This window comes from Rheinheimera tangshanensis (genome assembly GCF_014645135.1).
Taxonomy (GTDB): domain Bacteria; phylum Pseudomonadota; class Gammaproteobacteria; order Enterobacterales; family Alteromonadaceae; genus Pararheinheimera; species Pararheinheimera tangshanensis.
This window is the reverse complement of sequence record NZ_BMLH01000001.1, coordinates 547617-568252: the sequence shown is the minus strand read 5'-3', so window position 1 is coordinate 568252 and position 20636 is coordinate 547617. Positions and strand designations below refer to the sequence as shown.

General features: G+C 47.2%; 15 protein-coding genes. 1 reads left to right on the top strand and 14 read right to left on the bottom strand.

Annotation, left to right across the window (positions count from 1 at the left end; translation table 11 throughout):
* Positions 1–4: 4 nt before the first annotated feature.
* From IEW88_RS02580 to IEW88_RS02515, 14 genes are all read right to left on the bottom strand, one after another.
* Positions 5–955, bottom strand: coding sequence for a sugar kinase (locus IEW88_RS02580; protein ID WP_147902862.1), 951 nt, complete (start codon positions 953–955; stop codon positions 5–7).
* A 13-nt stretch (positions 956–968) separates the two neighbouring features.
* Positions 969–1625 (bottom strand): bifunctional 4-hydroxy-2-oxoglutarate aldolase/2-dehydro-3-deoxy-phosphogluconate aldolase, encoded by a 657-nt coding sequence (gene eda, locus IEW88_RS02575; RefSeq protein ID WP_147902863.1) that lies wholly within the window; start codon positions 1623–1625, stop codon positions 969–971.
* Positions 1622–3121, bottom strand: a complete 1500-nt coding sequence (locus IEW88_RS02570) for a mannitol dehydrogenase family protein (RefSeq protein WP_147902864.1) — start codon at positions 3119–3121, stop codon at positions 1622–1624. The genes eda and IEW88_RS02570 overlap by 4 nt, the downstream gene beginning before the upstream one ends.
* 10 nt (positions 3122–3131) lie before the next feature.
* Positions 3132–4556: a glucuronate isomerase gene (uxaC, locus tag IEW88_RS02565; protein ID WP_147902865.1), complete on the bottom strand. Its 1425-nt coding sequence runs from the start codon at positions 4554–4556 to the stop codon at positions 3132–3134.
* Between the two features lie 9 nt (positions 4557–4565).
* A complete protein-coding gene (locus IEW88_RS02560; RefSeq protein WP_147902866.1) occupies positions 4566–6113 on the bottom strand; it encodes a UxaA family hydrolase in 1548 nt (515 codons plus the stop codon).
* A 67-nt stretch (positions 6114–6180) separates the two neighbouring features.
* Positions 6181–7605 carry a glycoside hydrolase family 28 protein gene (locus IEW88_RS02555; RefSeq protein ID WP_185148509.1) on the bottom strand — a complete coding sequence of 475 codons (1425 nt, stop codon included), beginning with the start codon at positions 7603–7605 and terminating at the stop codon, positions 6181–6183.
* Positions 7606–7800: 195 nt separating this feature from the next.
* Entirely contained in the window at positions 7801–10767 is a 2967-nt protein-coding gene (locus IEW88_RS02550; RefSeq protein ID WP_185148510.1) for a ligand-binding sensor domain-containing diguanylate cyclase, read from the bottom strand.
* A 102-nt stretch (positions 10768–10869) separates the two neighbouring features.
* Positions 10870–11910: a LacI family DNA-binding transcriptional regulator gene (locus tag IEW88_RS02545; protein WP_147902868.1), complete on the bottom strand. Its 1041-nt coding sequence runs from the start codon at positions 11908–11910 to the stop codon at positions 10870–10872.
* A gap of 15 nt (positions 11911–11925) precedes the next feature.
* Positions 11926–12699, bottom strand: coding sequence for an IclR family transcriptional regulator (locus IEW88_RS02540; protein WP_147902869.1), 774 nt, complete (start codon positions 12697–12699; stop codon positions 11926–11928).
* 8 nt (positions 12700–12707) lie between these two features.
* A complete protein-coding gene (locus IEW88_RS02535; RefSeq protein ID WP_147902870.1) occupies positions 12708–14003 on the bottom strand; it encodes a TRAP transporter large permease in 1296 nt (431 codons plus the stop codon).
* A complete protein-coding gene (locus IEW88_RS02530; protein WP_147902871.1) occupies positions 14003–14503 on the bottom strand; it encodes a TRAP transporter small permease in 501 nt (166 codons plus the stop codon). Before IEW88_RS02530 ends, IEW88_RS02535 begins: the two co-directional genes overlap by 1 nt.
* Positions 14496–15512 (bottom strand): TRAP transporter substrate-binding protein, encoded by a 1017-nt coding sequence (locus IEW88_RS02525; protein WP_147902872.1) that lies wholly within the window; start codon positions 15510–15512, stop codon positions 14496–14498. The genes IEW88_RS02530 and IEW88_RS02525 overlap by 8 nt, the downstream gene beginning before the upstream one ends.
* Before the next feature lie 240 nt (positions 15513–15752).
* On the bottom strand, positions 15753–16595 hold the full coding sequence (gene kduI, locus IEW88_RS02520; RefSeq protein WP_147902873.1) for a 5-dehydro-4-deoxy-D-glucuronate isomerase: 843 nt from the start codon (positions 16593–16595) through the stop codon (positions 15753–15755).
* Positions 16596–16629: 34 nt separating this feature from the next.
* Positions 16630–17388: an SDR family oxidoreductase gene (locus tag IEW88_RS02515; protein ID WP_147902874.1), complete on the bottom strand. Its 759-nt coding sequence runs from the start codon at positions 17386–17388 to the stop codon at positions 16630–16632.
* A gap of 399 nt (positions 17389–17787) precedes the next feature.
* Here IEW88_RS02515 and IEW88_RS02510 point away from each other — a divergent pair, with 399 nt between their 5' ends.
* Positions 17788–20565 (top strand): TonB-dependent receptor, encoded by a 2778-nt coding sequence (locus IEW88_RS02510; protein WP_147902875.1) that lies wholly within the window; start codon positions 17788–17790, stop codon positions 20563–20565.
* Positions 20566–20636 lie beyond the last annotated feature (71 nt).

Below are 20636 nucleotides of genomic sequence, written 5' to 3'. Positions count from 1 at the left end.
CCTTTTAGCTAAATGTACTCAAATTAAAACGGCTGGAAAAACCACGGAATTGCTCTTTAGTGACAATGGCGCCTGTGTGCTCCACAACAAAACTGGCAAGTGTCGCAGCATACTGACAAGCAGCTAGAGGCGATAAGCCATTAAGCCGCCCCGCCAGATAACCCCCATTAAAAGAATCTCCTGCTGCTGTGGTATCTATCACTTTTTTTACAGGAACTGCAGGACATTGAAAGCTTTCTCCTTCACTGTAACCAAGCACTCCAGACGAGCCATTTTTCACAATAATCTCTTTGACACCTAACGTCTGTAATTGAGCCAACACATCGCCAGCACTGCTGCAACCATACAAGACTTTATGATCGTCTAAACCGGGTAAGGCGATATCGGACAACGCATAAGCCTGATCGAAATTAGCACGACAAATCTCAGCGTCAGGCCAGAGCGCAGGCCTGTAGTTAGGGTCAAATACAATCTGCACGCCCTGAGCTTTTAACTCTTTAATCAGCGTAAACAGATAGGTGCGATCCTCCAGTGACAAAATGGCCAGACTGATACCGGAGAAATAAAATACATCTGCTGGTAATAACCGCTCGACAGTGTGGTGTTGTCTAAACAAAGCCAGACTTTGTTTGGCAGCTGAGCTGTCACGCCAATAGACAAAACTACGCTCACCAAAGCAGTCGGTGTTGATCATATACAAACCAGGCCGGGCTGTTTTAGTGCGCAGCACGAGCGAGCTATCAAGTTTCTCTTGTTCCAGCTGGGCAATCAGTTTGTCACTGACTAAATCCGTGCCTACTGCAGATAAAAACTTCAGATTCAGCTGTGCTGCAGCACTGCGTTTGCAATACACCGCCGTATTATATACATCCCCGGCAAAGGCCTGATGGTAAACGTTATCCACGAGCTGGAATAACTCCACCATGCATTCACCAAAAATTATCACTTGTTTCATGGATCAATCCTTATCAGGCAACTCGGTTATGCCTTACCCGGCTTTGTTCAGCCATTGCGACAGACTGGCGGGTTAATTCGGTGATAGCATTCCAGTTTTGTTGTTGCACCCACTCTTTAGGAGACAACCAGGAGCCTCCAACCACAAACACATTGGGTAAAGCTAAAAAATCAGCCAGATTAGTTAAGTGCACTCCACCGGTCGGACAAAACTGAACCTGCTGAAAAATACCTGATAAAGCTTTCAGCATCTCAATGCCACCAGCTAAATGGGCAGGAAAAAACTTCAGCTCTGTTAAACCAAGCTCCAATGCCATCGCCATTTCAGAGGGGGTGGCTACACCTGGAGCTAAAGCCAGTTCAGTGTTGATCATCGCCTTTAATAACTCAGGTGTACTGGCAGGGCTAACCAGAAACTGCGCACCAGCAGCTTTAGCATTGTTAGCATCTTTGGCTGACAAAATAGTACCGGCCCCAGTTAACAGTTGTGGTACTTCAGCACGAATAGCGCTGATACAATCTAAAGCCGCCGCTGTACGCAGTACAACTTCCACTGCAGTGACCCCACCTTGTTGCATCGCCTTAGCAATAGCCACAGCCTGCTCTGGTTGTTCAGCCTGAATAATAGGTAACAACAAGCCACCTTTGAGTAAGGAAGATAACGAGGTCATTTCACAAGATCCTGTAAAAAAGTGGCAACATCAGTGCCTTGAGCTGATAAAAGTAATGGGGAAAGCTGCTGGTAAGCGGACGCCAGTTCAGCTTTAAAAATATTTGACTGCTGCAAGGATGGCGGAAACACCTGCTCTAAAGCTACAAACAACGCCGTGTCCTTAGCTGCATCACCAGAGCAAGCCGCTGCGCAATCCAATAAGGTTTTCGCTAAAGGGTCGACCAAGGCCGTATTGGGTTGTTGTTGATAACGCAGCCGGATAAACAACAGCCAGCCGGCAACAACCCGACTTAATAAACGAATAGAGCGGCCCGCGGCTAAGTTATCCAGAATGATAGGAAAAACCCGCATTGGTAGTTTTTGTGAACCATCCCAGGCAATTTGCGCCAATAAGTGCCGGATAGCTGGGTTATCAAAACGCTGGAAAATATCGACGCTATACTCTGTCGGGTTTAATTCTGCAGGCGCATGGAAAGAGCCGATAATTTCGTCCTGCGCCAGTTGCTGCACAAACTGGCGCAGCGCCGGTTGCTGCATAGCATCAAACACTGTTTCTAAACCACACAAAGAGCCTAGATAGGCCAAAGCTGAATGCGGTGCGTTCAGTAACCGCAACTTGGCTTTTTCAAAGGCTTTCACATCCTGAGTGTAAGTCACTCCAACCTGATGCCAGGCTGGTCTGTGGGCCGGCAGAATATCTTCAATCACCCACTGACAGAACTTTTCGCGTTTAATAGGCCAGTTGTCCTGATAACCCAGCTCTGAGGCTAGTTGTTTAGGCAATTCTTCATCGGTGGCAGGGGTGATGCTGTCGACCATAGTGCAGGGACATAACAGCTGCTGTTCCAGCCAGTTGGCTAATGCGGGTTGCTTTTGCCGTGCAAAAGTAAGTACTGCATTACGGAGTTTATGACCATTGTCTGTCAGGTTATCGCAGCTCAGCAGGACAAAAGGTGGCACATTGGCAGCAAAACGCAGAGATAAGGCCTGCACCAGCAAACCTATAGCAGATCGGGCTTTAACGTTACTTTGTAAATCGTGTTGGATATCGGCATGAGTTAAATCCAGCTCACCTAGGGCATTTAAGCAGTAGCCTTTTTCGGTGATGGTTAAAGTCACATAAAAACTACTGGGTGCCGCTAAACGCTGCAGTACCTGCTCGTACTGTTCTGCTGCCACTAATAACTCACGAATAGAACCGACCACCTGATATTCAGTGGTTTTATCCAGCAATACCAGACTGTATAAACCCTGTTGCGGTGTTAAAGCTTTGGCCAAATCGTTCGAACGCATCGACACCACCGAAATACCCCAGTCACCGCCGTATTTCAGCGCGAGATCTGTGTACCAGGCCTGATGCGCCCGAAAAAAAGCACCAGGACCAATATGCACTATGCCTATGCCTGTCGCGGAAGGGTCATAGGCTGGCAATTTCAGTTTGCCTTGCAGCTGTTCCAGTAACGCTGGCTGTAAACGAGGAATATCAATGCTCATGCTTAATCCCTTAGTCCAACTGATAGGCTTGTTTTACCAACTGATAGGTCAGTTGCTGCGCCAGTTCATGGGCTTCGTCTTCGCTTAAGCGATGTTCAGCCACTAAACCTGCTAAAAAGCGGCAATCAATACGACGCGCTACATCATGGCGGGCCGGAATAGACAAGAAAGCTCTGGTATCGTCGTTAAAGCCGACTGTGTTGTAAAAGCCTGCGGTTTCAGTGACCTGATGACGGAATCGCAACATACCTTCAGGGCTGTCATGGAACCACCAGGCTGGACCCAGTTTTAAGGCTGGATAATGACCAGCTAAAGGCGCCAGTTCACGGGCATAGGTAGTTTCATCCAGGGTAAACAGGATTATTTTCAAAGCGGCATTGTTGCCGTATTTATCCAGCAGAGGTTTTAAGTTACTGACAAATTCAGTCGGGCTTGGAATATCCGCGCCTTTGTCTGCACCAAAACGTTCGAAAATCGACGGGTTATGGTTTCGGAAGGCACCAGGGTGAATTTGCATCGTCATGCCATCTTCAATGCTCATCCCGGCCATTTCCGTCAGCATCTGGCCACGGAATAACTCAGTTTGCTCTTTACTGGCGTTACCAGATAAACAGAGCTGAAACAGGCTGCTTGCTTCAGTTTCGGACAAATTAGCAGTTTTGGCGGTTGGATGCCCGTGATCGGTAGCGGTCGCGCCATGGTCGCGGAAAAACTGCCGACGAATACGCAAAGCCTGTAAATAGCCTTGCCAGCTATGAGTGTCCTGACCTGTTTGCTCTGCCAGTTTTTTGATATTGCTCAGAAAATCAGCCCGGTCAGCATCTATCACATCATCAGGTCTGAAGGTGGTGATCACCCGTTTTTCATAACCCGTGCCTTTTAACGCCGCATGGTGTTTCAGCGAATTCACCGCGCCTTCTGTGGTGGCAATCAGTTCGATATTAAATTTATCCAGCAAAGCACGGGGCTTAAATTCAGGTTTGACTAACTGCTCGTTGATGCTGTCGTAATACAAATCTGCGGTATCGCTGTTTAATGCATGTTCCAAACCAAAGACATCATGAAATACGCTGTCGAGCCAAATGCGGGATGGAGTGCCACGGAACAAGTGATAATTTTTAGCAAAAGTGTGGAAAATTTTGCGGTAATCCGTTTCAACCGGTGTGCCGTCTTTAGTGCGAATACCTAAAGACTCCAGCGAAATCCCCTGACTGTACAGCATACGAAATACATAGTGATCCGGCAGCAATAGTAAGCTGGTGGCATTGTCAAAATTAGCATTACTAGCAAACCAAGCCGGGTCGGTATGACCATGGGGGCTGACAATTGGCAGATTTTTAATGCCAGCATACAAACGTCTGGCTATGGCGCGAACTGTTGGATCGGCCGGAAATAATCTGTCGTCATCAAGTACTAAAGGTTTAAAGTTGGCCATATAAAGTCCTTACAGGGTCACGCCATTTTTCCAAATGGCAATTTCTTTGTTGTCTGATAATTCGTTTTTGGTGTTTTTACCTGAGGCGATATCAATAAGCTCGCGGAAAAACTGGTAGGAAAAGTCCTGCGCATTCTGGCCTTGTTGCAACAGAGCGCCGGCGTCAAAATCTATCCACTGCGGTTTACGTTTGGCTAAATCGCTGTTGGACGAAATTTTTACCGTAGGCACAGGGAAACCCAGCGGTGTGCCACGGCCCGTGGTAAAAAGCAGCAGGGTGGCGCCACTGGCAGCTAAAGCAGTGGACGATACCGCATCATTGCCGGGGCCCTGCAATAAAGTTAAACCTTGTTGCTGCACCAAAGCGCCATAAGGGATCACTTGGGTTACTTTGGCGGAGCCACCTTTTTGAATAGCACCTAAGGATTTCTCTTCCAGGGTCGTTAAACCACCGGCCTTATTGCCCGGGCTTGGGTTTTCATACACGGGTTGGTTGTTGTCGATAAAGTACTGTTTAAAGTCGTTGACCAAGCTGACTATGTCGGAGAACACAGTTTTGTTGACAGCACGGCTCATCAGCACTTGTTCAGCACCAAACATCTCCGGCGTTTCAGTCAAGACGACTTTACCCCCTGCAGCGCAGACTAAATCGGCCATACGGCCGACCAGCGGATTGGCAGTTAAACCACTTAACCCATCTGAGCCACCACATTTCATGCCGACCACTAAATCGGACACTGGGCATTCTGTGCGCTTATCCTGCTGCATCAGTTGCACCAGCTCCGCAACAGCCTCCAGGCCCTGCTCTAACTCGTCTTCAACCTGCTGGGCATTGAAAGAGCGCAACCGGCTTTGATCCAGTTCAGGGCAAGCTTTAAGCAAAGCCGCCAGTTGATTGTTTTCGCAGCCCAAACCCAGCACCAGCACAGCACCGGCATTGGGGTTTTGCATCAGGCCAGCCAATACAGCGCGGGTATGATTTAAATCATCGCCTAACTGAGAACAACCAAATGGATGGGTATACGCAAACACCCCATCTGTTAAACCGGCAAATTGCTGATTGGCTTTTTCGGCTATTTTCATTGCCGCACGATTGACACAACCTACGGTATTTACAATCCATAACTCGTTGCGGGTACCGACCCGGCCATTGGCGCGGCGATAGCCCATAAAATGAGTAGGTAATTCGGTTGGGAAAGTGAAATCCTCAGCCTCACAACCCTGATACTGATACTCAATCTGATCAGATAATAAGGTTTTCAAGTTATGCGAATGCACCCAGCTACCAGCCGGAATATCTTGTTGGGCAACACCTATGGGGTAACCATATTTGATCACCGCCTCACCTTTTTTAATTAGCTGCAGAGCCACTTTATGGCCTGGTTGAATATCGTCTTTGGCCTGCACTTCTTGCCAGGGGTCAATCAAAGCCTGACCTGAAGCTAAAGGCTGTAATACCACCAGCACATTGTCGCGTGGATGCACCTGTAACAGGCTCAACTGAATAGCGGCCGGATCGGCAATATGTGGGCTACAACCTTTTGTTAGTTCTGTCATTTTCAACCTGCTCTATAGCTTGTCTATCGGTGGCAAAATAGAGTTAAAAAAATACGCTTCAGCTGTTTTACTTAGGTCCTGTCCAGGGTTTTCCATTCATGCTGACATGACTCAGTTTAAAATCACTGGCGTTTTCTAAGACGCCCAAACTGGCTTGTTCAAAGCTAACATCCGTCATACGAATACCGCTGATACCAGAACGGGGTAAACCTCGAATCTCAAAAGCACGTTGAGCTTTTTTCACTCTGAAGTTACGGATATCTAAATCTTTGACTTGAGGTAAAAACTGACCTGCATCCCCTTCTTCATAGTAGAAATTGATGACGATAGCGTCTTTGACCTCACCAATATCAATATCAGCTACTGCAACTTGCTCAATTAAACCGCCACGCACTGAGTTCGTTTTAATACGTAAACCCCGTTCCAAATCCGGACTGCTCATACGACAACGGCGGGCAAAAATTTGTTTAGCGCCCCCTGAGATTTCACTGCCAATTACTACTCCACCGTGACCTGATTTCATCAGACAGTCCTGGATCAGCACTTGTTGTATCGGGGTTGCTAAACGACGACCATCGGCATTGCGGCCTGACTTTAACGCGATGCAGTCATCGCCCGTATCAAACAGACAATTTTCAATCAACACTCGTTGACAGGACTCTGGATCGCAACCATCAGAGTTTGGACCATGGCTGATGCAATTCACTCCACGGATCACAACGTCCTTACACAACACTGGGTTAATCAGCCAAAAGGGCGAGTTGCGGATAGTAACACCTTCAATCAATACTCTTTGACACTGGTAAGGCTGGATAAAAGGTGGTCTTAGCCTGTTGTTGTCCAGAATACGTTTTTCAACCGGTACACCAGCTTCCGCCATAGCAAATAGCTGATCACGACCTGGTTTTTGATCAGTCGCAGGGTCAAGTTTCCATGGTGTATGTTTCCATACCCCTTTCCATGGCCACCAGTTGTCACCACTGGCGTTACCTTCCAGAATACCTTCCCCTGTTACTGCAATATTTTGCTGCTGGTAGGCATAAATTAAAGGTGAAAACCCCATCAGTTCCACCCCTTCCCAGCGAGTAAAGACCAGCGGTAAATAAGCTTGTGGATCCGTGACAAAAGATAAAACGGCGTTTTTCTGCAGATGTAAATTGACGTTAGATTGTAAATGCACCGGACCAGTCAACCAGACTCCCTCAGGCACAACCACACGACCACCACCCGCTTGATGACAAGCAGTGATGGCTTTGGCGATAGCTTCATCACAACGTTGATTTTGCTGAGCACCAAAGGCTGTAATAACAAAATCATGATCTGGAAAAGAGGTTTGTTTTAAATCCCGCAGTATTTGCTCTGCACCAGCCCAAACGGGATCGATCGCCTTTGCAGCTGCTGCCTTGGCTGAAAAACTAAGCAAAGGCGCCAGCGCCGTAGAGGCGATACCAGCTTTGAGTAAAAAACGTTTTTTCAGATCAGGTATTAGCATGTGTTTATCCATGTTGCCTGCATAAAGGCTCTGCTTTGAGCACAGCTTTATGCCTGTTTAAACAGCATAATAACGCATTTGCCACCGGTAGCAATAGATTGACAGCAATTTTTGCCACCGATGGCAACTGGTCAGAGAAGTTTACAAAGAAGATTCCATTATTGAAATAAACGCGGTTCGAATCATTCCAGGGTTTCAGGCGGCACAAACCCTGTTGCGACCTTGCTGTTTGGCTTGATACAAGGCCTGATCCGCTAAAAAGAGCAGCTGTTTGGCATCCGTTAACTCATCACTGATAGCAAGACCAATACTGACCGTAATACTAATGTCAGGCGCTATATCCTGCCAATCCAAAGCCATAATCTCTTGCCTTAAACGTTCACAAACTAACTGAGCCTGCTCCATACTGGTAGATGGCATCAAAAGTGCAAACTCTTCACCACCCCAACGAGCAGCACAATCCACTGAACGGGAATGCTGACGGATTTTTTCCGCTATCGCCACTAACGCCAGGTCTCCGGCATTGTGTGACCAGGTATCATTGATTTTCTTAAAGTGGTCTATGTCAATAAAAGCGAACACCAAAGGTTGTTTCAGTCGCTGCGAGCGGCTGAATTCTTTACTTAATACCTCATCAAAAGCACGGCGGTTAGCGAGACCGGTTAAACCATCCTGTCTGGCCTGCAATGCCAAAGCCAAGGTTTGTTGATGCAACTGCTCAAGCAACAGAGACTTCTCCGTATCTGCAGCGAGCAGACTGTTGGCTTTTTGCTGCAGTTCCGCAGTTTTCTCTGCAACTTGTCGTTTTAAACGTTGCTCAGAATGACGCAGGCTGGAAATCCGCCAATACACTAACAGGACGATCAGCGCTATCGAAGAGAAAGCACTTAACCACTGAAAGTTGCGGGTTTGCCACCAGTACGGATGCTTAATCAATTCTATTCGGGCTGCTTTACTCCATTGCCCACCAGGATTGGCAGCTTGCACCTGAAACTCATAACGACCCGGAGCCAGATTAGTATATTCGGCAAAGTTCTGTTGGCCTCTGTCCAGCCAGTTGGCATCAAAGCCGATCAATTGACTACGATAGCGGATCCGGCCAGGCATCACAAAACCTAAACCAGCGAAATGTAACTCCACTCTGTCACTGTCGGGCTGTAACTCAATACTGTCATCGATTTTTTGGGCTACCCCATTCACCAGTAAGGCTTCGAGGACCACAGGTGGGGTAGCTTCAGCAAAAGCAGCTAAACGTTTCGGTTGAACCCGGCTGACTCCTGACGCTGTGGCGAACCACAAAGCCCCATCCTGAGCCAGAATAGCTGCGGGATTTGAACCACCGTTCGCCTGAGCACTGAGCATGCCATCACTTTCACCATACAAATCGTAGTCAAGAAAAGCGACTTTACCTTCAGCCACAGCGTTCGCGTCCTGCTGACTGATGCGTAAAATCCCTCTATTGCTGCTCAGCCAAAAATTACCGTGCAGATCGGCCTGCACCTGAAAAATTTTATCAAAAGGAAGTCCAGCCTTGCGGCCAATCAGGGACAACTCAGCAGTATCCAGACGATAACGCACTAAGCCCCGATCTGTCGCCAACCAGAGTAGTTTTTGCTCAGTTTGCTCATAAAAATCAAAAGCATATTCAGCTTGATCTAAATGCGACAGCTTAAGAGGTTCAAAGGCCCCTTTGACCAAACGAGTGACACCAGTGCCTGTTCCCACCCAGAGTACATCGTCTATTTTATGCAGAGCCACAACAAAATCAGCCGTTAAACCATCCCTGGTGGTGTAACTTTGTATCTGTTGTTCAGGATGATAATAGTTCAGCCCTTGTGCCGTGCCTAACCAGATAGAACCATCAGGCAAAGGCAAAATAGCTCTGACTTCATTGGATAATAAACCAGAATCACGGTCCAACAGCTTGGTCAGCTTGCCGCTGCTGAATAGAAAAACACCAGAGGAGTAAGTTCCGATCAACACATCGCCTGTGTCTGTTTCCGCCAGACTTAGTATGGATTGCTCAGGCAAGAGGTTATGTTCTGTCAGTAGTTCATCATGAAGATAACGCGCTACGCCTCGTGCGGTACCAATCCAGATGCCGCCGTCCGAATGTTGCAACACAGTACGGACAAAATTATCTGGCAATCCTTGTTCGGAACTTAAAGTGGAAAAAGGTGCATCACGCAAACGGAATAAACCGCCGTTGGTCCCCAACCAGATACTGTGCTCATTGTCTTCGTAGATAGCCAAGACTCTATTATTTGGCATACCATGTTTAGCGGTAAGCTGTTCCAGACCATAATTACTTGAACGAAAAATACCTTCTTCTACAGTGCCTATCCATAAATCACCATGGTGATCCACCAATAATTTGGAAATAGCCGTCTGCTGTAATTCTTGCTGCGCCACAACAAAGTGTTCAGCTTCTTGCCGATACAAACCGCGTTCAGTCGCTACGTGTAACTGATTATTATAAAAAGCCAGAGCGAAAACAGGTGATTTTGGGCTATTGGCGACCTGAGTTAACTTGCCATCATGCAGGTAGACTAAACCCTCGGCGGTGCCTATCCAAAGCCCACCTTGTTGATCATGCAGCAGACTATAAATTGTATTACTGGGTAAGCCCTCATTACGAGTCCACTGTTGGCGGGAGCCATTAGCCTGCAGACAAAATAAACCGCCCCCCTCGGTACCAACCCATAGCTGACCTTGCGCATCTCCCCTTACTTCATTCACTAAGGCAGATACAGCATCGACAGGTCGCCATTGCTGCTCCTGAACAAGCGCCAAACCGCCGCGGGAGCCACCTAACAATAAGCGGCCTTTCGGATCTAAGTGCAAAGCACGGATCCCGGAGTCTGGTAATCCGGTTTGTTGCTCACGACCAAAGACTTTAAATTCACGGCCGTTGTAGCGGGCTACCCCTTCCCAGGTTGCAAACCAAAGATAGCCATCCGGAGTCTGACTAATACTGTTAATAGTGTTATGAGGCAAGCCCTGACGAGTACTCCAGCTCTCGCGGAAATAATCTGCAAGAGTGGCAGTGGCCGCTGTAGCTGGTAAAGGAAGAGCAAAAAACAGCGATAGCAAAAATGCAGTAATATAAAAACTACTACTTTTTCCAAGCTTTGATTTAGTAAATTTGATACAAAATAACATCAGCGCCATCCCAGTCAGCAGATGGTTTCATTTTTTCTAATAAACCTACCTTACTCTATTTTCATGACCGGGAAAACTAAAAAAGTATAAAAGCAGATGTCGTTATGATGACACTGCTACAGCAGCCTGAGCCGTAGACTCGCGCACAACCAGAGTGGGAGCCACTTTGGCAGCAACTTGTTGTGCAGATTTATCATTTTGTTCAATAACCATAATCATTTTAGTCGTAGCCAATTGTGCCATTTGTCGCACTGGACGACGAATAGTGGTTAAAGCCGGGATGACTCTGGAAGCCAGCAAGTTATCATCAAAACCTGCTACGGAAAGCTGGTCTGGAATAGCTATACCCATTTGATGCGCTACTTTCAGCACGCCAGCTGCCATCTGATCGTTATTAGCGAAAATAGCAGTAGGTAAAGGCGTTTGACTCAGCAGATTACGAGCGCACTCAATCCCTGTTTCATAGGTATTATTGCCCTCAATAATACGCTCAGTTTGGAGGGTAATACCGTAAGCCGATAACCCTAATTTGAATCCTTCCATCCGTTCTGTTGACGATTTATAACGCTGTGGACCACTGATAAAAGCAATATCCTGATGACCTAACTGAGCAAAATAACGAGCCATCTCTGCTGCAGCTGCTCTGTCATCCGACACGACTATGTGCTGCGGCTCATCGATGCTGACTGAGGTTAAACGCACATAAGGACGGCCTGCATTTTTAAGTGCAAGTGCCAAAGATTCTAATTCCGAAACCGGGGGCAATACGATCACCCCATCCAATTTGGATCTGTTGATAAAATTCAGGCAATCCTGCACCAGGGTTTCACTGCGATAACGACAAGGATGCACCACCAACTCGTAGCCAAGAGTTGAGCAAATTTCCAGGACCCCCCGTTGAACATCATCTAAATACAACGCATCCGGGTTGTCGTAAATTAAACCCAATAAATAGGAACGGCTGGATGCTAAACCCCGGGCTTGCGTATTGGGCGAATAATTTAATTCAGCGATAATTTTTTCGACCCGGACTCTGGTGCTATCACCCACACTTAATGAGCCATTGATCACCCGTGATACTGTGCGTTTAGACACTCCGGCCAGACGGGCGACATCATTAATGGTCGAACTTTTTTGTATCATCCGCTTTTCCTATTATTAATCGTTAGCCAGCAAAGCAGGCCTGTAGCACGCCAGACTGATTTCAATCGCCGCTTGTTTCACTGCTGCAACCAATTCAGGTAAACGTTGTTTGCATAAAATACTGGTTAATCCGGTGACCCCAACAGAAGCCACAACAGCGCCCTGCGCATTACGTATCGGCACAGCAATACAACGCACATTAGCCTGATATTCCTGATCGTCTATTGCATAACCCCGGCCTAAAACGCTTTGCAATTCTACCCGCAAGCAGGCCAGATCGGTAATGCTTTGTGCTGTCCTTGCTTGCATGTGCTGCAAACCAGGCAAAGTAGCCAATTGATCAAAGTAGTTAAAGGCTAAAAACACCTTGCCGCCAGCAGAACAATGCAAATCAGCCAAAAAGCCGGGACGGGCTGCCAGATGACTGGGATTCGGACTGTCACAGACTTCAGCTATTAAAGCGCCATCAGGCCGTGGTAAGGCCAGATGGCTGGTGAGGCCTGTGCTGATAGTCAGTTTATGCAGCACTGGTACCGCCAGTTGATGTAAATGATGGTGCTGCAATAAGTCCAGCCCCATTTTGTATAAACTACTGCCTACCCGATACTTTTTACCCTCTTTGTATAGCATTTGTTGCTGACACAGGGTTTGTAAAATACGAAAAGCACTGGTTCTTGGTACCTGCAGTTGCTGTTCAAGCTGGGATAAAGTTAAACCAGAACCCGATGCCGCCACTAACTCCATCATACGGCAGGCATTGGCAAGATTAGGGATCAAATAACTGGTCATAACAGCTCCTAAAGCCCAAACAAAGCAGGCAAAAATTCACTGATCGCAGGGATGTAAGTCACCATCATCAGCACCACAAACATGGCGGCATACATAGGCAACAACGGCTTGATCAAAGACTCCAGTTTGGTTTTGGCCACAGCACAAGCAACAAAAAGTACACTACCGACCGGAGGTGAGACCAAACCAATAGACAGGTTCAAAATCATCATAATACCAAAGTGTAGCGGACTCATTCCCAGCTCCACGGCAACAGGTAGAAAGATAGGAGTAAAAATCAGCACTGCAGGCGTCATATCCATAAAGGCGCCTACCACCAGCAAAATAATGTTGATCAATAACAAAATCAGTAACGGGTTTTCACTTAAGGTTAATAAGCCCTGGCTGACAGTCTGAGGAATATTTTCATAGGACAAAATCCAGGACATAGCCGCAGAAGTGGCAATCAACGCCATCACTATGGCGGTAGTTTCTGCCGATTTCAGCAGTATTGCCGGCAACTCCTTTATTTTTACTTCACGGTAGACACAAACCGCCAGCACAAAGGAATAGACCACAGCAATAGCGCCTGCTTCCGTTGCAGTAAAAGCACCACTGATAATGCCGCCTATCACCAAAATAATCATCAGCAAACTTGGAATAGCTGCAGCCATTTTTTTGAAAGTTAAAGACAAAGGTAAGCGGGCAGCAAGTGGATAGCCTTTTAGTTTGGCATAACCAGCACATACCACCATTAACCCCGTCCCCAATAAAATACCAGGCAAATACCCTGCGACAAACAAAGCAGCAATAGACACTCCTCCGCTGGCAATAGCGTACACAATCATAATATTGCTCGGAGGAATAAGCATACCAGTAGTGGCTGCCGCTGCTGTGACTGCAGCACTGTAATTGACGTCATAGCCTTGTTTTTTCATTTCAGGCACCATAAAACTGCCGATGGCAGAAGTGGCTGCAACTGCAGAGCCCGAAATAGCGCCAAATAACATACAAGACAGCACATTGACCAGGGCCAGGCCGCCGGGCAAACTGCCGACCAATGCCATAGCAGCTTCAATTAAACGTTTGGCTATACCTCCCCGCCCCATCAACAAACCTGAGAGCACAAAAAATGGAATAGCCAGCAAAGCAAAACTATTTAAGCCTCCCGCCATACGCTGCGCCAACGTAGTCACAGCTGGTAATAAGTCCATCGACAGCAACATAGTGCATAAAGTGGCTAAACCTATACAAAAAGAAATAGGAACGTTCAGTAACAGCAAGGCAAAAAATACGCTAATTAAAATAAGTGCGGACCATTCCATTATTCAGACTCCTCTGCCGGGACTAGTTGAATTTTTGCCGCCAGACAGCGCAGCTGACAAACTCCATAAAACGCAATTAACACACCAGCCAAAGGCAGCACCATATAAATCCAGGCCATACGAATACCTAAAGCAGCTGACATCTGGTTTAGCTCAAAAGTCAGCCATACCAATTCGCCGCCGCCCCAGACCATCACAATAGACGAGAAAACCACCACAGCGGCCGTCAGCACAAAAGCAATACGGTGTTGCCACAACGGCGTCATCCGGCTGGTGACTATATCCAAGCCCAAATGCTGACCAGTGCGATAGGCATAAGCCGCCCCTAACATGGCAATCCACAGCAATAAACAACGGGCAATTTCTTCAGTCATGGAACTGGGATTAGTCAGAACAAAACGAGATAGCACCTGCCAGCAGACCACCAGTACTATGGCAGCCATCAACAGCATTAAACTGCGCTTTAACAGCCAATCCACTAACAGCACTAATTTAGTCATTGGACACCTCCGCAGTTTCGCCCTGAACCAACGCAATTTCAGCCATCAGGTTCCCTACTTCGGTGCCCTGCAAAGATTGATGCAGTGGCTGCACAGCTGCAGCAAAAGCGGCTTTATCCGGATAAATCACTTCAACGCCTGCAGCCTTTACTTTGGCAAGGGCATCGTCGCTGGCCTGCTGCCATAAATCACGCTGATAACGCACTGAGTCTTTCATCGCCAGCTCCAGCCAGCCTTGTTGCTCAGTCGTCAGGCTTTTCCAGACAGGTAAACTCATTAAAATGACGTCTGGCACTGAGGTGTGCTCATCCAGACTGTAGTACTTCGACAGTTCGTAATGGCGGGATAAAAAGAAGCTGGGCGGGTTATTTTCGGCACCATCCACCACCCCCTGCTGCAGAGCTGTGTAGAGTTCGCCCCAATCGACTGGCGTGGCCGCGCCCCCTAAGGTTTGCACCATCTGCACTGAGGTCTGACTATTCGGAACCCGGAACTTTAAACCTTTTAAATCAGCGGGCTGACGTATGGCCTTGTTCGTGGTGTAAAAACTGCGGCTGCCGGCATCGTAATAACCTAACCCATGCAAACGGGCACTATGCATTGAATTGAGTAAATCCTGCCCTATAGCACCGTTTAATACAGCCCATAAATGCGCGCTGTCTCTGAATACGTAAGGCACACTAAAGACTTGCATTCTGGGCACAAAACCTTCGAGCGGGCTGGCTGACACTTTAGTCAGGGCCAGACTGCCAATTTGCAGCAGTTCAATCAGTTCACGCTCTGAACCGAGCTGACCACCGCTATAGATCTGAATATGCATCTGACCTTTGGAGTAATGCTCCAGTCGCTCTGCCATATAGACCATAGCTTTGTGCACCACATGTTCCTGATCTAACGAATGGCCCATACGCAAGGTGATGTGATCTTGCTGGCGCTGACAGCCTGTGATGGATAGCAAAGTCGCCAAACCGCAGCACAGCATTATGCTGCGCAGTGAAAAGAATTTCATCGTCTAACCTACCTGTTGCTTTCCCCGCCCTGATTAAAGCCGCAGCTTTATTGACGAGGTATGTCTTTTTTATAAGTCAGCGCTCGTACTGCTGGCGCTGTCGAAGGGCACACTGTCTGTTGCAGTGATTGCTGCCCTGTATACACTTCGAACCTGAAGCCGCTTTTTTAACTACTACATCAAGTTTCCCAGGCATCGCACACAAGACTAAACGAAGCTCTCCCCAGAGCTCCGTCTCCCTTATCTCAATTGATCAGGGCCAAATTTATCCATATCGTGATAGTCCAGATTCTCACCAGCCATACCCCAGATAAAGGCATAACTGCCGGTACCCACACCGCTGTGGATTGACCATGGCGGAGAGACCACTGCCTGCTCATTACCCAGCCACAAATGACGGGTCTCTTTGGGTTCACCCATAAAGTGACAGACGGCCTGACCTGGCGTCAGATCAAAATAGAAATAGGCTTCCATCCGTCTGTCATGCTGATGCGCTGGCATAGTATTCCAGACACTGCCCTGACTCAGCACTGTTAAGCCCATTTGCAGCTGGCAGGTTTGCACCACTTCTTTAATCATTAACTGATAAATAATGCGCTCATTACTGGTCGCTAAAGCGCCCATTTCCAGCTTCTTACAATCATTCATCCGTACATGCTGCACCGGATAAGCGTGATGAGCAGGCGTAGAATTTAAGTAAAACTTCGCCGGCTCCTGAGCGTTTAAGCTATGAAAGCTAACGTTTCTACAGCCCATCCCTACATACAAAGCTTCTTTATTGGCAAGCTCGTATTGATTACCGTCGACTTCTACATAGCCAGTGCCGCCGACGTTGATCACTCCCAGTTCTCGGCGCTGTAGAAAAAACTCAGCTTTGAGTGCATCTACTGTTTGCAATGCAACAGGGGCTTTGACCGGCACAGCACTGCCAACAATCAAACGTTCATAGTGGGTGTAACACAACACCAGTTGATCAGCTTGCATCAGGTTGTCGATCAAAAAATTCTGCCGCAGCTTTTCGGTGTCGTAGTGTTTGACATCCAAGGGAGCTGTGGCAAAACGGTTTTCAAAAATTACATTCATTTTATTCTCCTGAAAAAATGGGCATGAATTGGCCTTAACGAGCCAGCCAGCCTCCATCAACAGCCAATACATGGCCGTTGACATAATTACTGGCGCTGCTTGCCAAAAATACCGCAGCACCTGCTAAATCTTCGGGTTCTCCCCAACGACCAGACGGGATCCTTGCCAGAATAGCCTGATTACGAACTTCGTCCTGCTGCAAAGCAAAGGTATTGTCAGTACGGAAATACCCCGGAGCTATCGCATTAATATTTAAACCTGAGGCAGCCCATTCATTGGCCAAAGCTTTGGTTAAACCTGTAATCGCATGTTTACTGGCGGTATAAGCTGGCACCGTAATACCACCGCTGTAGGACAACATAGAAGCAATATTGATGATTTTGCCCTGACCTCGTTTCAGCATTTCAGCTCCTAGCAACTGGCTTAACAAAAACGCAGAATCCAGATTCACCCGCATGACGTTTTGCCACTCTTGCATTGGATAATCGACAGCTGGAGCACGGAAAATGGTCCCACCGCAATTGACCAGAATATGCACGTCACCCAATGCCAAAGCATTTTGCGCTAAAGAATGCACCTGCTCTAAATCCGATAAATCAGCGGCCAATGAAAACGCCTGAGCACCTTGCGCCTCAATCTCAGCTGCAGTTTTTCGGGCACCATCTGACTGCGAGCTGCAACAAATCACCGAAGCTCCAGCTTGTGCCAAGGCATGTGCAATAGCCTTACCTAAACCACGGCTGGCACCAGTGACCAATGCTCTTTGTCCTTTTAACGAAAATAAAGCCGACATTCTTTGATTCCTTTTTATCTGATCCACAGCTTGTTATTACTGCATATTTAATGTTCAAACTGGCTGTGAAGTTCGGTCTAAGCAGAATTAATTTCACATCTGGAACAAAACCTATTTTATCCGGCGATTAAATGTGCAACATTATCAATACAAAACAATAAGTTAACTATCAACATCAAATAAAACCTTACAACATGACTGATTTTTTTTTGTGCGACGTTTGACAGTAATCTAAGCTTGGTGTTAGCTTTTTGCCATCGGTGGCACAAAATTGCAAGCACTTTTTGCCACCGGTAGACAAAATCAACAGGGAGTCGCACAAAGCGTCTTCCATTATTAAAAATACAGCTGGCATGAACTGGCTGAACGCTTTGAACCAGACAGGACGAGGTAGATATCATGGCAAAATCCAACACGCCATTTCACCCGAATAAAATTGCCTTAGCTTTAGCTATCGCAGGTTGTACTTCAGTAGTTTCTGTCTCTGCACAAGAGACGGCTGAAACGAAGCAAGCCGAAGAAAGAATTGAAGTGATCGAAGTGAAAGGCAGTTTCCGCGATTCTTTATCCAATGCATTAAATCAAAAACGCCAGTCTGATGGCGCCATCGATGCCATTCTGGCGGAAGATATCGCCGACTTTCCGGATTTAAACCTGGCTGAATCTCTGCAGCGTATTCCAGGTATTGCTATTTCCCGTGCAGCAGGCGAAGGCCGGCAGATTTCTGTACGAGGCCTGGGCCCTGAATTTACCCGCGTCCGTATTAACGGCATGGAAGCAGTGTCCACCAGCGGTGGTACTGATCAGATAGGTGGCGCAAACCGTGGCCGTGGCTTTGACTTTAATACCTTCTCTTCTGATTTATTCAGCTCATTGACAGTGCGTAAAACTGCATCAGCAGATGTCGAAGAGGGCTCTTTAGGTGCCACTGTCGACTTAAGAGCGGCACAACCTTTTGATTACGATGGCTTTACTTTCGCCGCCTCAGGTCAGATGGGTTACAACGATTTGTCTGAAAAGTCAGATCCGAAAACCTCGTTTTTAGTCAGTAATATTTTTGCTGACGGCAAAGTGGGCGCATTATTTTCTGCCTCTTATTCAGAACGTCAGCTCAAAGATCAAGGTGCAAGTACAGTACGCTGGAACAACGTCAACGACTTTGGCTCTTATCAGGGCGATAACGCTGCACCTGAACTGGACGAAATTAATAATGCATTCCGTCCACGTTTACCCCGTTATGACTCTTACACTCATGATATGGATCGCTTAGGTTTAAGCTCTTCTTTCCAGTTCAGACCTAATGAAGACACCAAGATTGATTTAGATGTGTTGTATGCAAAAACGGATGCAACCCGTAATGAAGTGTTTCTGCAGGGCATTCTGAACGCTGGAGCTAATCGTCCTACTTCGGCAACCGCGGCCTCAGGAAATACCGGAGTCATGAACGTAGTTGATTATTTTATCGATGACACCAATACCATGACCTACGGCAGTTTTGAAAATGCCACTATTCGTGCCGAAAACCGCTTTGACGAACTCAGCACAGAATTCCTGCAATACAACCTGTCGTTAAAACAGCATCTGACTGATGATTTGAGCATGGATGCGATGATTGGTACCGCCAAATCAGAGTTTGATAACCCGGTACAAACGACCTTGGTAGCAGAAAAACGTGGCGTGGAGTTTGCCTATGATTACCGTGGTGGCAACAGAGAAAGCCCTGCGCTGACTTATGGTGCTGGTGTATTTGATCCAACAGGCTGGACCTCAAACAGCGTGCGTTTGCGTCCATTGGGGGCTGAAAACAGCTTTGACACCGCTGAGCTGAACTTTACCTACTTATTAACCGACAACATCACACTAAAAGCAGGCTTGCATTATAAAGACTTTAGTTTTGAAACCTATGAAGCCCGTCGCCAAACTGAAAATGGTGCAGGAATCGTCTACACGCCGGATCTGTTAAAAGAATACAACTCAGGCTTAGGTAGCCAACCTGTTTGGTTAGTACCTGATTTTGCGGCTATTGATGCTCAGTATGATATCTACAGTAATACAGGTGCTTTTGTAGTCAGCGCAGACTTCCGTCGCCCTGATAACTACTCAGCCGAAGAAGAAACTTTAGGTGCGTATCTGCAATTAGGTTTTGATACAGATATTGCCGATATGCCACTGCGCGGTAACATTGGCTTACGTCAGGTGAACACAGACCAAAGCTCCACTGCATGGGCTACTTTTGCCACGACTCCGACTCAAATCACAGCTGAGCATGATTACAATGAGTTATTGCCTTCGTTAAACCTGGCGTTAGAACCATGGGATGATGTGATTGTACGTTTTGGTGCTGCAGAGGTAATGGCTCGTGCAGGTTTAGGATCTATTCGTCCTGACGTCTCAGTATCTGTTTCTGGCGGCAGTCGCGCAGTTTCTGGGGGTAACCCACAACTGGAGCCGACCAAAGCTCAGACATACGACTTAGGTTTCGAATTCTATTTCTCTGACGAATCCATGTTAGGTGTGGCGTTCTTCTTCAAAGATATTGACAGCCATGTCCAGACTTTACGTGAAACCAAAGCCTTTACTGCAACGGGACTACCGATCCAGGCAGCTATTGATGCCTGTACCGCAGGTCCTGGTTACAATGCGGACTGTAATGAAAACGTCGATTGGCAGGTAACTACCCCCCTCAATGGCCCTGGCGGTGATTTAAAAGGAATGGAAGTAAGCTATCAATTGCCTTTCACTTTCCTGCCTGAGTTCTGGAACAGATTTGGTTTTATCGGCAATTACACTTATGTTGACGCTCAGATGGACTACATCAGTGCAGCTGGCGTAGTGCAGGCCACTCGAGATTTAAACGGCCTGTCAAAAAACACCTCTGCTGCCACTATTTATTACGAGCATGAAGCCTTAAACGCCCGTGTATCCATGGCAAAACGTGGTAAATACCTGACCACAGCCATAGGCCGTGATAACAACGATATGGAAGGTACCAATGCCACCACTAACGTCGACGCCTCAGTATCCTACGCGTTAAACGACAACTGGAAAATCAGTTTTGAAGCACTGAATCTGACCGACGAAGTGGATGATCAGTGGGTAGATTCAGCCGGTAACCGCCTGACCTATTACCATGAAACCGGTCGCCAGTACTATCTGGGCGCTCAGTACAAATTCTGATCTACATAGCTACATTGCTTAGCCAGAGATGGCGGCTTTGGCGTGACTTACAGTCTGGTGCTGTAAGTCAC

What these genes read in the sequence shown, in the direction of transcription:
- IEW88_RS02580 (WP_147902862.1), bottom strand. Translation starts at nt 955, where the DNA reads ATGAAACAAGTGATAATTTTTGGTGAATGCATGGTGGAGTTATTCCAG.
- eda (WP_147902863.1), bottom strand. Translation starts at nt 1,625, where the DNA reads ATGACCTCGTTATCTTCCTTACTCAAAGGTGGCTTGTTGTTACCTATT.
- IEW88_RS02570 (WP_147902864.1), bottom strand. Translation starts at nt 3,121, where the DNA reads ATGAGCATTGATATTCCTCGTTTACAGCCAGCGTTACTGGAACAGCTG.
- uxaC (WP_147902865.1), bottom strand. Translation starts at nt 4,556, where the DNA reads ATGGCCAACTTTAAACCTTTAGTACTTGATGACGACAGATTATTTCCG.
- IEW88_RS02560 (WP_147902866.1), bottom strand. Translation starts at nt 6,113, where the DNA reads ATGACAGAACTAACAAAAGGTTGTAGCCCACATATTGCCGATCCGGCC.
- IEW88_RS02555 (WP_185148509.1), bottom strand. Translation starts at nt 7,605, where the DNA reads ATGCTAATACCTGATCTGAAAAAACGTTTTTTACTCAAAGCTGGTATC.
- IEW88_RS02550 (WP_185148510.1), bottom strand. Translation starts at nt 10,767, where the DNA reads ATGTTATTTTGTATCAAATTTACTAAATCAAAGCTTGGAAAAAGTAGT.
- IEW88_RS02545 (WP_147902868.1), bottom strand. Translation starts at nt 11,910, where the DNA reads ATGATACAAAAAAGTTCGACCATTAATGATGTCGCCCGTCTGGCCGGA.
- IEW88_RS02540 (WP_147902869.1), bottom strand. Translation starts at nt 12,699, where the DNA reads ATGACCAGTTATTTGATCCCTAATCTTGCCAATGCCTGCCGTATGATG.
- IEW88_RS02535 (WP_147902870.1), bottom strand. Translation starts at nt 14,003, where the DNA reads ATGGAATGGTCCGCACTTATTTTAATTAGCGTATTTTTTGCCTTGCTG.
- IEW88_RS02530 (WP_147902871.1), bottom strand. Translation starts at nt 14,503, where the DNA reads ATGACTAAATTAGTGCTGTTAGTGGATTGGCTGTTAAAGCGCAGTTTA.
- IEW88_RS02525 (WP_147902872.1), bottom strand. Translation starts at nt 15,512, where the DNA reads ATGAAATTCTTTTCACTGCGCAGCATAATGCTGTGCTGCGGTTTGGCG.
- kduI (WP_147902873.1), bottom strand. Translation starts at nt 16,595, where the DNA reads ATGAATGTAATTTTTGAAAACCGTTTTGCCACAGCTCCCTTGGATGTC.
- IEW88_RS02515 (WP_147902874.1), bottom strand. Translation starts at nt 17,388, where the DNA reads ATGTCGGCTTTATTTTCGTTAAAAGGACAAAGAGCATTGGTCACTGGT.
- IEW88_RS02510 (WP_147902875.1), top strand. Translation starts at nt 17,788, where the DNA reads ATGGCAAAATCCAACACGCCATTTCACCCGAATAAAATTGCCTTAGCT.